8 protein-coding genes are annotated in these 15,419 nt (G+C 65.5%); 4 read left to right on the forward strand and 4 right to left on the reverse strand.

Features of this window, described 5'->3' with window-relative positions:
- Nucleotides 1-34 precede the first annotated feature (34 nt).
- A complete protein-coding gene (locus ACIA6A_RS37325) occupies nt 35-664 on the forward strand; it encodes a hypothetical protein (RefSeq protein WP_396102789.1) in 630 nt (209 codons plus the stop codon).
- Between the two features lie 180 nt (nt 665-844).
- Here ACIA6A_RS37325 and ACIA6A_RS37330 read toward each other — a convergent pair whose 3' ends face one another.
- Nucleotides 845-1,909: a tyrosine-type recombinase/integrase gene (locus ACIA6A_RS37330; RefSeq protein WP_396102790.1), complete on the reverse strand. Its 1,065-nt coding sequence runs from the start codon at nt 1,907-1,909 to the stop codon at nt 845-847.
- Nucleotides 1,910-2,397: 488 nt separating this feature from the next.
- On the opposite strand from ACIA6A_RS37330, the gene ACIA6A_RS37335 reads away from it, so the two are divergent.
- Entirely contained in the window at nt 2,398-4,425 is a 2,028-nt protein-coding gene (locus tag ACIA6A_RS37335; protein ID WP_396102791.1) for a DUF2397 domain-containing protein, read from the forward strand.
- Between the two features lie 120 nt (nt 4,426-4,545).
- On the opposite strand, the gene ACIA6A_RS37340 is transcribed toward ACIA6A_RS37335, so the two are convergent.
- From ACIA6A_RS37340 to ACIA6A_RS37350, 3 genes are all read right to left on the reverse strand, one after another.
- A complete protein-coding gene (locus tag ACIA6A_RS37340) occupies nt 4,546-5,196 on the reverse strand; it encodes a hypothetical protein (protein ID WP_396102792.1) in 651 nt (216 codons plus the stop codon).
- 35 nt (nt 5,197-5,231) lie between these two features.
- A complete protein-coding gene (locus ACIA6A_RS37345; RefSeq protein ID WP_396102793.1) occupies nt 5,232-8,801 on the reverse strand; it encodes a hypothetical protein in 3,570 nt (1,189 codons plus the stop codon).
- 166 nt (nt 8,802-8,967) lie between these two features.
- Nucleotides 8,968-9,399 (reverse strand): hypothetical protein, encoded by a 432-nt coding sequence (locus ACIA6A_RS37350; RefSeq protein ID WP_396102794.1) that lies wholly within the window; start codon nt 9,397-9,399, stop codon nt 8,968-8,970.
- 650 nt (nt 9,400-10,049) lie between these two features.
- Here ACIA6A_RS37350 and ACIA6A_RS37355 point away from each other — a divergent pair.
- Nucleotides 10,050-13,730, forward strand: a complete 3,681-nt coding sequence (locus ACIA6A_RS37355) for a hypothetical protein (protein ID WP_396102795.1) — start codon at nt 10,050-10,052, stop codon at nt 13,728-13,730.
- Nucleotides 13,727-14,854 (forward strand): hypothetical protein, encoded by a 1,128-nt coding sequence (locus tag ACIA6A_RS37360; protein WP_396102796.1) that lies wholly within the window; start codon nt 13,727-13,729, stop codon nt 14,852-14,854. The genes ACIA6A_RS37355 and ACIA6A_RS37360 overlap by 4 nt, the downstream gene beginning before the upstream one ends.
- Nucleotides 14,855-15,419 lie beyond the last annotated feature (565 nt).

Consider the following 15,419-nt stretch of genomic DNA (forward strand, 5'->3'; position numbering starts at 1 on the left):
GCCAATAGACAGACGGCGTCGATATGGTGACCGTATGAGTGGATCCGGTGACGCCTCATTCGACGACATTCTCGACGAGGTCCGCGCCAGCCGAGTGCCAGCCCGCCCCTGCGCAGGACCAACGTCGGCCGACGAACCACGCCATCCGCGACCCGCCGGCACCGGCCTGTCCATGATGGCGCTCTACGCCGTCGACTACCAGGGACGCGAACCCGACGGAACCAGGGCCGACATGGACCTTCGCCCGTTGCTGGACCTCATCGCTGCCCGATACGCCGGGTGCGAGACCTGCATAGAACGCCATACCAGAGCTATCGCAGTAGACCCTGCCCTGCTCACACACCTGGTCGGCGCTGCACTGTGCACGCTGACAACCCTCACGAACCAGACCCCAGCTCGCTTCCTGCTCGACAGACTGGACCCCGCGGGCGCCGCCATCGCAATTACCCTGCGCTCCGCCGGACTCTCGGCGGCAGTGGACGCGGCCACGGCGCTGTCGGTGGACAACCGGCGTTCAGCGATCAGAACTGCCTCCGGCAGCTTGCTACCCATGAGCTGGTACGACCATCCCATGAGCAATTTCTATGACGATAAGTCCCGGGCACGCGACGGCGACACTGCAATGCTGGAATCCTTACGCCACGACGGCTACCTACCGGGATAGCCCTCCAGTCGGGTACGGGTCAGGCTTGTGCCGGCCATCGGTAGCCCCAGCCCGAGCCGTATCTTGACCGCGACATCCGGCAACGTGCAGACCCCGACCCCGACCCCGACCTCGACTCTGACCGGGACCGGGCTACCGAGCCCTCCAGAGGAGAACCCGTCCGATGTCTTACCCGCGGCGCTACCCGAAAGCGTGGCGTGGACCGAGACTGTTTAGCACCTCCGTGACGTCCGGAGCGAGGCTTGGCTTGGCGATGTAATAGGCCCTGGTCACCTCTTCGCTGGCGTGCCCGAGCTGACGCGACGCCTCCTCGGCCTTTCCGGCATCGCCCAAGGCGGTGGCCACGGTCTTGCGGAAGCTATGCGGCGTCACCCAATCGAGTCCTGCCTGCTTGCGTACCTCGCGCCATTGCCGGCCGACGTTGTACGGCGAGAGCCAGGTGTTGTTACGGCTCGTGAAGACCGCGTCGATGCTCGGGCGCCCTCGTGCCGGGTGCTCGCGGTCGTTGAAGCGCCGCCACAACACGTCGACCACGAAACCCGGCAGGACAACCGTGCGGAAACCGGCGTCGGTCTTCGTCCGATGCTGCCGGGAGAAGCCCTGACCCTTGACGAAGATGATGGTCCCGCAGATCGTCGCGGTCGGCCGGTCGTCATCGAGGTCGATGTCCTGCCAGCGCAACGCCAGCACCTCACCGATACGGGCACCGGTAGCAATCAGCAACTCGACGATATCGGCCAAGTTGTTGTTCCACTTCGGCCCAGTGGAGCGTCGATACTGCCGTGCCAAGATGGCTTCCCGGATGATGCCGAGTTCCTCACGTGTGAGCGCGGTGATCGGGCGGCGTGGCCGGGGCAGACGCCCGACCTCACGAACGGGGTTGGCCGCCAGCGCACCATGCCGCACCGCCAACGACAGCATCTGCTTCAGCACGACCTTGGCGTTACGCGCCTGCGACGGCTTCGCCACAGCGAGGGTCTTCAGAAAACGGTCCAGCCGGCCCACAGTCAGCTCATGGACGCGAAGGTCGCCGAACGCGGGCAGCACCGTCTGCCGCAGACACCCGGTGTAGCGGTCCACCGTCTGCGCCAAGATCCGTCCCTCCAGCCGGACCTCCTCGAGCCACAGATCAGCCAGGCTGCTCACCCGCGTCGCCGCGGTCAGCTCATGCTGCGCGCGGTCACCCAGCTTCGCGATCAGCCGGATCTCCGCCCGCTCACGGCTGCTCTCGTACGCCTGCACCACCCGAGACACATCGTCGGTGTCCCGGAACGTCGCCCACGCCCGCCATCGACCTGGCCCCTGCTCGGCGACGCGGATAGGACCCCAACTGCCAGCGGGAATACGGGACCTCGACATCTATACCTCAGCGATCACGGTTCGGTCCGGCACGTTACCTACGGCACCATCCACATCGGTTCGCCGGAATGCAAATCAGCGCCAACAGGTCTCGCCGACGCTTTGGAGACTGCGCCGCAGGTCGGGGGAGCGGCCGATTCGAATCTAAGTGTCAAGGACCTGACAGTTTCCCCGCATGAGCAAGTTAGTGATGTTCAGTAGTCCCGTGACTGCGCAACGCCACCATTTGATCATGGCGGGGGTCGCTACCCGGACGAACTCGCCAACTCTGAACTACCGCAACCAGCTCCCATGCCCGCCAAGCGGCAGCTCGCCCGGCCCGCGCATCGCGGGCACGAGCGCGCGCTCAGGATGCAGACGGGAAGGGAACGCGGGTGCGGCCGGACAGTTCCGAGGTTGATGACGACGAAAGTCGCGTTGACGGCCTCGATCTGTGGCAGCTCGCCGGCCTGCCCGGCGGCCTGCTGGAGGCCAGCTACCTGACTAGCCGGTTCGCGGCGCAGTATCGGCTGATTGTGGATGTGTTGCTTGCCGAACAGGAACACACGCTGACCGGTGTCGCCGCCAGCGAGCTGCCCGGACTACTGCGCCGGCGCCTACAGGACCTCGGCGCCGACCCGGCTCTTCTCGATGACCCCGGCTTTCGGCTCAAGGAACGGATGACCCGCCTCGAACGCTGGGGTGTCGTCTACACCTTCCAGGACAAAGCCGTCCGCGATGCCGAGTTCGTTCTCGACCGTGACCGGTACCAGCTGACCGAGACCGTCGCCCAGCTGCACCGGGCGATCACCTCCCTCGGCGATGACACCGCGGCCGAGGCCGCCGCTACTCTCGCCCCCGGCATCCTGACTGCGAACCTGAATCTGCTGCACGAGTGCGCCCGGACCGACCCGGCCGCAGCCGCAGCCGCGTGGTCGGTGATCGCGACAACGCACCAGTCGATGGTGAAAGCCGCTGCCAGCTGGCAGGCCCGCCTCGCCGGAGCTCTGGCAGGACCGCCGACACCAGAAAAGATCACCACTGTGCAGGAGACGCTGCGCCGCTACGTCGACATGTGGGGCGCCGGCATCGACACCCACTCCGAAACGATCACCGCCCGCGCCGGGAAACTCGCCCAGCTCTCGACGCAAGTGTGGCGTCGCGTCGCCGTGCATACCCTCGGCGCGAACGCCGACGACCCAGCGATCGACGCCCTGGTCGACACCCACCAGCACACCCTGCAGACGTTGCAGCGCTGGTTCGACGGCCCGGACTGCCAGGCACGCAAACTACGCCGGCAGATGCGCGACACGATCGGTCCGCTGCTGCGCGGACAGCGAACCCTGGCCGCAGTCGGCGGCCATGTCTCCCGGCGCGCTGAACTGCTCGACCTGGCGGCACGCCTGGAATCGGCTGCCGACGATGACGCCGCATGGCGGCTGTGGTGCGCCGCGACCGGCCTGTTCGCTGCCAGGCACCTGCCCGGGGACACGAACCCGCCAGCCGGTAGCCCCGGCGCCGTGTCGTTCTGGGACGCCGACCCAGTTCCGATCGAAGCGCGGCTACGAAAACAAGCCATGCACGAACTGCTCGACGAACTGTTCCGGCTCACCGGCGACGAGAAGGCGAATCTGAAGACCCTGCTCGACCGCACCAGCCTCGCCGCGGTGATCAAAGCCTCCACCGGCGTGTCGGACCGGCTGACCTTCCTCGCGGCGCTCGAGCACATGGTGTTCCACCCTGAGGTCCGCAAGCTGGTCAAGGAACGCAGCCAGCTCCACAGAATTCTTGAGAACGAGGTCTGGATCTTCGGCGAGCGATTCAACCTACTCGTCAGCGACCGCTCGCTGGACACCGTCCTCGATCGGCACCTGCAGCACCTCAACCGGCAGATCCGCAACCCCGCCCCAGTGCGCCGGCTCGACAACCGCACCGGCATCGTTGACCTGATGCTCTCGCGGGCTCGTAAGGATCACGATCGCCACCAGCACCTTGTCGTCGAACTCAAGGCGCCCGATGTCATCGTCGGCCACAAGGAGATCAACCAGATTCAGGACTACGCTCTCGCCGTCCTCTACGACGAGCAGTTCGCCGATGTCCGGGTCGACTGGGACTTCTGGTTGATTACCACGAAGATGAGCGACTTCGCCCGGGCCAAGACCCACACACCCGACCGGCCACCCGGTTGCATCGAACTGTTCCAGTCCAAAACCGGCACGGCTCGAGTCTGGCTGCGATCGTGGTCGCAGGTCATCGACGACTGCAAGGAACGTCTGACCTACTTCACCGAAAAGTTCGCCCACGACCCCACCGTCGACCAAGCGATGGAATACCTGCACGACCACCATAACGGGCGCATCTCTGACATTCTTATCCCCGCAGCGCGCCCCGCGCCGACGATCGATGACACGGCCACCTTGTAGGGCACTCGGCCTTAAGGCCTAGCCTGTTACAGCTCTGCGGGAACGACCGAAGACCGACATCGATGCGCGAACAGCATCGCCGACCGCACAGTCCTCGTCGCCATGTCAGCACGCGGAAGGTCACCCGTTGCCGGCGCTTTTTGCGTCCGTTACGCTCCAGCCGATCCGGTTGACCATCGGTAAATCATCGACGCCGAGGTCGACGACATAGGTCGAGCCGTTACCGTCGCAGAAGGTCACTGTCCAGCTGCCCGCTAAGCGGTTGTCGCTCACACTGACCAGGTGGAGATCCTCCTCTTGGGAGGGCACCTGATTGAGGCTCTCGACGTCTACGGCGAAATGCGAGACTAAGACCCACGAGGCTCGGGCGACAACCTCCTGTTCGGTCATAGGCAGCCGCTGCGATCCCCGGGCGGAGGACGCGAAGCGTTTGAGCAGGTCGTACATGGCGTTGCCGATGACGCCGGTGACTGCCGCAGAAGCAACGAACAGAACGGCATGGACGATTTCGCCGCTGTCAGCGCCCCAGCTTGTCCTGCTGCGGACCTCATGGTAACTGTAGCTGGGGGTGGGCTGGCCGAGGATCGACTCGATCTCGGTCCGCAGACTGTGCAGCATCGACTCCGGCAGTTCCAGCTGGGTCAGCCAGGTCAGCGCCGGAATTGCGCCGACCCAATCCTTCTGCCCGAGCGTGAAGTAGACGAGCGCTGTCTGCTCCTCCGGATTGCCGAGTGGAACTGGTTGGGGCATCACATCATCCTCGAGCGGCATGGCCTGACTTGTAAGCATGCACAGGGAAGGGCTGATCACCAGCCGTGCCGACGCTGGTGTCGTTGGTCGGCCTCCGCTTGGTCGAGAAGGGCCTGCTGCTCACGGCGTCCAAGATCTGCGACCTGCTGCAGCTTCGGCACCGTGGCGCCGAGCTGTGTGAAGAAGTCACGCAGCTCGCGATGCTGTTTGACCGCTGAGCTCAACGTTATCGGTCGGTGGATGATGATTGCCGTTGCGATAGCTTCGGGTTCGGTCCCGGATGCGAGCAGTAGCGGGCCGAGGTGTCCGACCGTCTCGTCGCGCTGGCCATGCAGGGCTCGCAGGAGATCGTCGGCTGACAGGGCGCCGTCGTCGAGTAGGCCTCGGGCCACGTCGGGGTCAGAGCCGACGAGGTAGGTCAGCCAGCTTTGTCCGGCCCAACGGCGTCCGCCGCATCGGCGGGCAAGACGGGTGCGTTGCGCGAGTGGAAGCCGACGAATTGCACTCTCGAAGGAGGCGGGTGCGCTGTCGGGCACACGCGACGTGCCGGCGTCGTCCAAGCGGTTGTGAAACCACCGTTCAGCCAGATCGGGGTCATGGCAGGCGAGATACGTAAGGATTTCGGCTACGCGGTAGGTGTGGCTCTCGTCGCTCAGGTGGGCGCTGCGCAGTCGCCCGAAAGCGTGGCGCCAGTGCGACCGCCAATGCTCCGGTAGCAGCGGACCCTGCTGTCGTTCACTGTGATGCTGCTCGCCTTGGCCGATATCGAACGCGAGCGCTGTGCGGCCGGCTACCGCCGGGTCATGGTGAGTGAGTAGATGATGTCGGACGTCGTCGCAGGTGTCTGGCGAGGTCGCGAGGGTCATCATCAGCCAGGAGTCGTCGGGGCCCAGTTGGTCGAGAATTGTTCTCCCCGGCTCTGTCAGTGCGGTGCTCGCCAGCGCTGCCGTCAGCGCGGCATGGCGTAGCCCTTCGTCGCCCAGTATGTCGGCCAGCACAGTGTCTGGCAGCGGCTCGCTATCGTCGAGGCATCGATGTATCGCAGCGGACAGCAGCCCAGGGCAGCCCTGGCTAACAGCAGCCGATACCCACCGACTTACGCTGATCAGATGCGGTCGCATCAGCTGCGCCAGCAGATCGGTGGAGTCATGTTCCAAGCCGAACCCGTCGTGCACAGCGAGACGGGCTTGGACGGCGAGCGCGGTAAACCGGGCACATCCATCCTGCGGCCCCAGCATGGCGAGACGGATCGCCAAATTCTTCACAGCGTGGGAACGAGTTAAATGGAAGGCACTCAGATCACCGGACAAGGATGGTGTCGCGTCGCCGATCAACGCCACGAGGTCGGCATCAACGTCGAACAGAGCCGGCCGATCGGGGCGAGTTGCCGTGCGCTGCCACATGGTCTGCAGCAACCGGTTCGCGCGTAGCGCCAGCCCCGGTACTCCCTGCCACCGATCGCGCAACGACTCCAGCATCGCCTGACCTGCGTGCAGAGCGACATGCCGTTGCTCGTCGTTAATACGGGTTCCCGCAGGGCCGACAGCGAACCCTTCACCGAGGCGCAGCCACCCCGCTACCAATTCCAACAGCAGCAGAAGCGCGTGCGGAGGGCACTGATCGTCACGACGTACAGCAGCGACTACATGCGACCACAGAGCGGCCAGTTCCTCCAGATGTTCCGCGGACAGCACACTGTCCACGACTTGTAACGTGCCGGGCCGACCCGGGTCCTGCCATGCATTGCCCGCGGTTACGGAGAAGTCAGAGGCGATCAGCTCCGCCGCTGTCGACCATTGCGGGGCTTGCGGACGATCACCCAGCCAGCGCAGCGTCGCACCAAGCAGCCGCTCACGGACCTCCACACTCGGCCCGAAGTCAGGATGCAACTGCGTCGCGAGCTCCTGCAAGATCTTCAGCGGATGCCGCGGCGTGCTGTGCCAGGGGCGGTTGTCATTGACGGCCAGATCAAGCAGACTTACGACGGCTTGCGGTAGCAACCAGCCCCGCGCGACCCCCGCCAGCAGATCGACGGCGTGGCCACGGCCGGAGTCGACGACGATGCCGCGGATCTCCGGCATGTCGCCTGGCTCGGCCAGCAGCTGTTCAGCGAAGTCGACGACGACCTCGGCCGCCTGTTCGTCGAGACGGCCGTACGCCGCCACCGAATCCACGACCGCCGGCGACCAATCCCGGGGATGCGGCAACGCCTCGATGTAGGCCTGCGCCTCTTGGCGAGCCGCGGGCGCACCGGCGACCAAGGCCGCATCGATCGCGGCCCGGCCAAGGCGCCAGCCGTGCTCGGCGAAGGACTGCTGAACGCGATGCCACCGCAGTCGGGGATGCTCGGAAAAGAACCATTGGGCCACCAGCGGGGCCCGCAACGCGGGCAAGAGTTGCCAACCGTCACCGGCCTCGTCCAGCAAACCGTTGCGGGCAAGGCGTTCCACCAATTCCCGTGTCTCGCCGCGCGGCATGTCAATCACTTCGGCTGCCTGCTCGAGAAGCTCGATGTCAGTACGGCCGAGCACGGCGACGCAGGCCAGCACATCCAGAGACAACCGGGATTCGGCCGCCTGGAGCAGAATCCGCTCAACGTTGTCCATCAGCGCCGCACCGTTGACGACCGTGTCACCCTTGCCATCGGCAAGCAGCCGGCACAGCAGCACCGCCCATCCAGGGCGGCCACCGGCCTGATCGAGCACGACCGAACGCGCCGTGTACCCGGTGATATCCAACGACCTGACGATGTCGTCGATAACCGGCCTCGGCAGCGGATCCACCATGAGATCGGCCGCATCCGGCAGCGGCCGGTCGAGCTCATGCCGCTTGCTCGGCCAGGTAGCCGCAATGATCGAGAACGACAGACGTTCCTGACGCCGCGCCGCCCGCAGCGTGACGAGATCATCGATATGCGCGTGCGCGTCGTCCACGACTACAGCCGTCGGCCGTTCCTGCACCAGCGCATCCACCACGTCGACGCTAGTGCGCGCCGGCTGAAGAAATTTCAATCGAGGATGCACCGCGGTGAGTAGCCGGGTCTTGCCGACGCCGGCGGGCCCGGTGACAACGACATCGGCGCCGGCTGCGGCCAACGCCCTTAACGCCTCCAGCTCAAGGTCTCGCCCAACAAGCTCCGGGACAGCCAGCTCCTGCAGCGGCGAGTCGAGCAGTGCACTGAGTTCACCAGCAACACCGAGCAGCCGTTTACGCCACAGCGGATTCCCTACCAGCCGTAGCGCGAACCAGTCGCCGTCGTACACGAACGGCCTTACGACGCCGCACTCGTCGCAGAGCTTATCGAGCGCCTGACGCGTGAGGCCGTTGACCGGCTGGAGACTCGCGACCACCAGCACATCGACGCGAATGTCATTGTCTTTCATCCGCATGAGGCTGCGGCGCACGTTCGCAACCACGTCACCGATAGTGACCGTGAGGCGGCCGCGTCGTTCGGCATCGAGCGCGAAATAGATGTCGCCATCGCGTCCGAAGTCGTGGCCGCCACCGACACCAACCAGCTCCGGAATCTGCACCTGCAGTAGCGCAACCGCGCACTCCTCGAAGGTGCCCGGGTGCACCTTGTGCCGCTGCCGCATGGCTTGGTGAACTCGATCCAGCAGATCCACGTCCGCGGCCCTCCTAGATGCAGTTCCGGTCAGGTCGTTTAGCCCACTATGACTTCTGTTCAATCGCCGCTGACGCGAGCCCCATGCCTATCGAGCCACGGGACGCGGCGCTGCTTCGCAGTACGCCGACCGTCATCCGAGCCCGGGGCGAACATCATCCGCGCAATCAGTAGGTGGGACAGATGTGGGTCCGTACGACGTCGAGAATCTTGGCGGCGGTGGCGTCTCCGAAGCCTTCCGGATGCTCGGGGGAGGTGAACCGCTGGTTCGTCCACCACAACCACTTCGCCTCGTCATCGGGGAAGCTCTTGATCGAGTTACATTGGTCGCGGCCCCGATCGATCAACGACGCCGGGTCACGGTCCTCGACGAGCTCTGGATTGATCCGCTTCAGAGCGGCGAGGTACTTCGAGCTGGTAACGGCATCCGGTTTCGGCGGAATGCCCGCGTCTGCCAAAGCCTGCTCCATGGCCTCCTGATCGATCGGCTTCGTCGGGATCGGTGCCTTGGTCGCGGCGGGTGGCGTCTGCCCGGATTCGCTGGTGCACCCGGTGACGGCAAGAACAGCCAGGGCGCAGGCAGTCAGCTTGGAGCGCATGCGGGCCATGCTGACATCCCGTGCGGAGCGCTCATACCGCCCGATCGGGTGGTCACGAGAGACCGACGTCGCCACATGTAGCGGTTTCGGGGAGGGGCCCCAGCTCACGAAAGGATGTACGCCGGCGGTCACTCCGCGCGCACCAGGATCCGGCCCTGCCACGTAGCTGAGCACCACCCCGTCTTGCACAGCAACCACATCACATACGGCCAGAGGAGGACTCAGCCAATACGGCTTGCTCCCTCGCCTGATCATCAGGCCAGACCTTGCGGGTGTCGTGGGGCTCAATGGAGACGAGTTCTGGATGAGGCGGCCGACCTGAGCCGCCCCTACTGGCCACCCGGCCGTCGCGGCATGTCACTCGAATGAGGCCGCGGTCTTCACTCCGAAGGGTCACCAGTGAGTATTAGATAGCCATTGAAACAGGGCGCATGCGGGTTGCGCGGCGAATGCCCTCGGTGAGTCCACAAGGATGGGTAAGGCCGCAGCGCGTATCCTCAGCAGCGGTTCTGCCTAGTGTCTTCCGGTCCGTTCGGAGGCGGTTCTCGGAGGTGAGGCAGCGAACTCGGGGAGGGGCAAATTTCGTGCCTAGGGCCAGGCGCCAGGCGCCTGCTGGGAACTCGACCTCCGCGGGCCAACGCCGTCGTCGGGTGACATCGGCAGCGTCTGCGGGCGGCGCCGGTGGAGCGTTCGGCGTAGAGCTGCAGAACCAGGTATTCGCGTGGGTGGCGGCTGCGCTGGCCGCGGAACGAACGATGTTGATGCCCGACGCTGTAGCTGGCGTTGTCGTCCAGGTAGGGGCACAGACAGGACAGCCAGTAGATGATGTCGCAGCTCGCACCGATGTCGGCAACTTCGTGCTGTTCCAGGCCAAGGGCAGGCTATCGCTTGGCAAGTCGCTCACCGGACCGCTAGCGGAGGCACTGGAGCAGGCGGTCGGACAATATCTGCGGGGTCGGCTACCAGCGGCCGGCGCCGCTGCGCGGCCGCTGGACCCTGAGCGGGACATGGTGGTGTTGTGCACCGATGCGGCCGCCCCGGCCACGGTACGGGTGGATCTCGCCGTGGCGCTGACACGTACCGGCTCCCAGCCGCCCGGAACTGCGCTGGGCCACGAACTAACCCAGCCACAGCGCAAAGCCCTCGCTATCGCCTTAGCCCACATTCGCCGCTTCTGGAGCGCTGCGGGGGAGCCTGACCCGGACGATGAACAACTGCGCCGCTTCCTGCGGGCACTGCGAGTTCTTACGATCGACGCGGACGAAGGCCGGCCGGATCAGACAAGCGCGATCGCCGCGCTGTCGACGGTTGTACAAAGCAATGCCAAGGCCCGCGCCGCGTGGCCGGTGCTGGTCGCCGAAGGCCAGGCCACCGCGATAGCGCGCGGCTGGCGCGACCGGGCAGCGCTCGGCGTCGCGCTGTCGAGACGCGAGATCGCTCTTGCACCGCTGGCCAGATTCGCTGAAGACATCGCCACACTGCGCGAGGTCTCCGCAATGAACCTGCGAACTATGCGAGCGGAGTCGGTCCTGCCAGTAGCGGGCGGCATCCACATCCCCCGAGGCATCGGCACCCAGCTCGCGGCCGCCGGCTATGACGACATCCTGATCGTCGGGGACGCCGGCGCCGGCAAATCGGCCGCGGCCCAGGAATTCGCCACGCTCCGTTCCACAACGCAAGACGCGGTCGTGTTGCGGGCCGCCGACATCGTCGGTGTCAACCGGATCGTCCTGACCGCGCCGTTGTCCGTCGTGCTGAGCGACTGGACCGGACCGGCAGCCCTGCTGTTGATCGACGGCGTCGACGCACTGCGCGGGGCAGAAGACAGAGATGTACTGGGTTCCGTAGTGACCGCCCTATACGGCTCGCGCTGGCAGATAGCCGCAACAGTGCGCACGTTCGACGCCCGCAACAACCAGCAGCTGAAAACCGCATTTGCCGGAACGCCCGTCTCGGCTACACCGGCAGCCGGCGATCCACGGCTCACCGGTGTGCGACACCTACTGGTCGGCGATCTGACCGATGACGAACTAGCCGCCGCCGTCACCCCACTACCGCTGTCTTCGCTGCTCGCCGACGCACCCGCCGAACTACACACCCTGCTGCGCAACCCATTCAACCTGGCGATCGCCGCCCAACTGGCCGAACACCTGTCCGCCGACCAGCCCGCGCAACTACGAGCAGCGCGAAGCCGCGTCGACCTGATATCGGCCCTCTGGGCGTGGCGGGTGCGCGACACCGACAGCACCGCCCGCGAGGCACTGCTCGCCCGAATCAGCCACCATATGGTCACCCACCGCAGGCTACGAATCGTCGAGGCCGAACCCGCCATCACCGCCGCCGACAGCAGCGCCATACAAGCCATGCTCAGCGCGAACGTGCTGTCGACCGACGGCGGTACACACACCGCGAGCCGCCGCGTCCTAGCCTTCGCCCACAACATCCTCTTCGACTACGCAGCCGCGCTCTACGTGCTCGACGACCCCGTCGAACCGACCCACCTCCTACGACTACTCGACGCGGATCCATCCCTGCCACTGGTCGTGCGGCCCAGCTTCGAAATGCTGGTGGAACTATTGTGGGCACGCCGTCACACCGGCGACTTCTGGCCACTATGCCTACAACTCGCCGGATCAGCGCACGTGCTGGCCTCGCTAGCCTTCGCCGCCCGCCTACTACATCTGATCGAGGCACCCGACGACCTCGCCCCGCTCGGCCCGCCACCGGACCGGGCCGACAACCACGCCGGCACATCAGCGCGACAAGACTTCACCGGACACCTCGTCAGCGCGCTGCGCTCGACGGCAATACTGACCGACGCGGTCTCAGCGACCGAGCCACTATCCATGCTCGCAGCCCATCTCGCCACAAACGCGAGCGCATCCGATCACGATGCCGGCCTGGCAGCCAACCTGATCAGCGCACTGCAGGACCGCACCCCGATGATTGCCGGACAACCCGGCGCGCACCAACGAGGGCAAGCAATCGCATCGCTGCTGGACGCTTGCCGCGCCGACCCGCAACAACACGAACATCTGGCTGGCTTCATATCGCGCCAGCTGCCCCACACGATCAGCCAGAGCGCGGAAGTGCGCGCCGCCGTCGCCGCCGTCCTCGACGACCCGCACGCGCTGCGGATCTGGGGCGGCACCGTACTGAACTGGCTGGCCGCCTGCATAGCCCCCATCGCCCCAACCGATCGCGCCCTGGCACGGCGCATCGCCATCACGGTCGTGTCATTCGAGGAGACTCGCGACCAGCAAGTAGCGCTCATCGGTGGACCACTGCTGACGCTCAACGAATCCCGCCGCGACCAAGCCGCGTTCAGCATCTTCCGGCTGGGCCAATCATTTCCCGCGCTCTGCACCGCCGACCTACCGCTGAGCGCCGAGATTTTCTGCCTGCTGCTGGACGACGGCACCCGCGACTCGGACCACGACTCCTGGCCGCTAACCATGCCCGGCATCCGTGGGTGGCTCAGCTGGGGCACCGACATCACCCTGACCCGCCATGATGTCGGCGCGACCACCGCAGCCGCATTGTCTTCAGCCCTAGCTGCCGCCGGTCCCGAAGCTGTGCAACCGGCGGTCGCCGTGTTGGTTGAGCGGCTGCACAACACCTCCGCATGGGAGGCGTTGATGCCCCCCAACGACAGCACCGCCAACCTAGCTCGAGCTCTACTACCCGCTCTCGACTCCGGCGCGTTGCTGGTTCACCCAGACACTCACACGACCGCTGCCGCACTGCTGGGCGCACTCGCCGAACACGACCTAGCCCTGGCCGACCGACTCGAGACCGCAGTCCTAAAAGCCCACGCCCTGGCCGACGCCAACGAGCTACCCCAGCAGGTCAAAGACGCCCTGATCGGCTGCCTGCGCCCCAACTTGATCACCTCGGCAAGCTTGACCGCTCGCCTCGCCGAACTCGGACCCGACGGGCCGCCTTCGCCCGCACCTCGACCCCGCCTGACCGCAACGCTCGGAACATGGTCGATCAGCGACCGGCTGGCCGAACGCGGCACAGCCCTCGAATCCGAAGCCACAGCAGCCGCGGTCACGGCCCTGGAGGAAACCCTGAACGCGGCCACGAGCACCAATCCATTAGAGCGGCCAGCCGCCGCGGCGCAGCTACCCCGCCTGTTCACCGATGCCGACACCCAACTGGCCACCGTGACACCGCTGCCGGACGAGCTAAGCCTGCTGCTTGTCCGGGCAGCGCAAACCCTCGCCTACGATCCGCAAATCCTGCCGGACACCGAGATTGGCCAACGCGTCCTGGCCGTCCTCTCCGCTGCCGCAACCAGCCCACACGCCGGAGAGCTGCAATCATGAGCATCGTCTGGAGCCCCGGCATGCGCGACAGCGCCATCACCGGCCTCGGGGTGCTCCTGCGACGACCCGAATGGCGCAACAGCGCCGCCGGCCCCGACATCACCGCCGCCGTCACCGCAGCCTTGGACGACACCAACCCGCTCGTGCGTATGCACGCGGCCCGCGTGATCACCGCCTTACACCCCGGCATCCCCGCAGCTGACCTCGCCACCACGATCGGGCAGCGAGCGCTCACCGAGACGAACCGGGTAGTACGCGCCCATCTCGTCGACCGGCTGGGCGCGGCAGCACCTGGCGGGGCCACAGCGGTCGACACAGCCCTCGAACAGCTGCTCGAGTCCGACGCAGGCATCCTGGCCGACGTCAACGACGACCTCAGCGCGAGCTACATGACATTGCTGACCTATCTCGCATGCGTACCGCAGACTCCGTTCGCGGCACGCACCATCCACCGCTGGTGCCAAGAGGCGCCGCAGCATGTAACCGGCATCGAAGCATTCGTCCGGCACAGCCGCGACTACCTGGCCGCACACGGGAAAGATCAGCAGCAGACAGCGTTCAAACTGCTCGGCCTCGCCGCGCACGCATGCCTGACACGCTGGACTACCGAACCCGCCGCACACCTCACCGGAGCGGACCTGACACCCGAGCAACTCGCCGAACTTCGCGGCGCGGCGCAAGTCGCACACGAGATCAACCAGCAGATCTACTTCGCCAGCGGCGCGTTCGACCACACCCAAGGCCGCGAACCAGCCTCACCAGCCGACCTGGCAGGCTTTGCCGAACTCGCCTTTCCCATCCTGGCGACCTGCGCCAAGCTGGATAACCCGCAGGCGATCCACTACGCGGTGGAGACCATGATATTCCTCGCGATCGTCGACGAAGGCCGGGCATTGCAAGCGGTTGCTGCCGCCATACCAGCGAAGAACAATTACGCCCGAGACAGTAGCGCCGGCACCCTCGTGATCGGCTACTTGCAGCGGCTGCTGACCGAACAACGGTCGCTCGTCTTAGACGACAACCAGGGAGTCGAGGCTTTCCGTCACCTCCTGCAAACCTTCGCTGCCGCCGGTGACCAGCAGGCGCTTGCCCTGGCGTACACCTTTGCCGACGTCTTCCGGTAGGCGCTCTTGCGGAACCGCCGAGAAAGGGGTGGCGGCGGAACGTTCGGTGGATTGGTTGGGAGTATAATCGATATTGACAGTAGGGTACGAAATGCCGAACTCCGCTGTCGGTTGAGGGGGAGGGGCAAACCCCTCATGAGCTGTCAAGTGGTCTACTTCGTCGCCGGGGTTATTGGCTAAATGTCATTTAGCGCAGGCCTGGCTTGGTGTGAGCTGCGGATAGTCGCAGGGCGCAGTCAGAGCCTCTTCGTCCATGCCGATAAATGGCCTTCGAGTAAGTGGCAGGCGCCGCACTTGATTTTCCGTGGTCACACGCCTGGTCACGGCGGAGATCAACCTCTGCGAGATCGGACGAAACCTCGCGACATGGCTGTGTTGTTCTGTCCGTATCTGCGTATGTATCGACATGTCCTGGCACTCCTTAACCGAATTGTAATGCGATGGGCCGTCAAGTGGTCGAGCGCGATAAGGTGAAATGACCTTGTTGGGCGTTGGCCGGCACGCCCGGAACGATTACAGGCATTTGGTCGCGTTTTTCTGCTTGAAATGAATGATGCGACGTCGA

The organism is Actinoplanes sp. NPDC051494, from assembly GCF_044454705.1.
GTDB lineage: Bacteria > Actinomycetota > Actinomycetes > Mycobacteriales > Micromonosporaceae > Actinoplanes.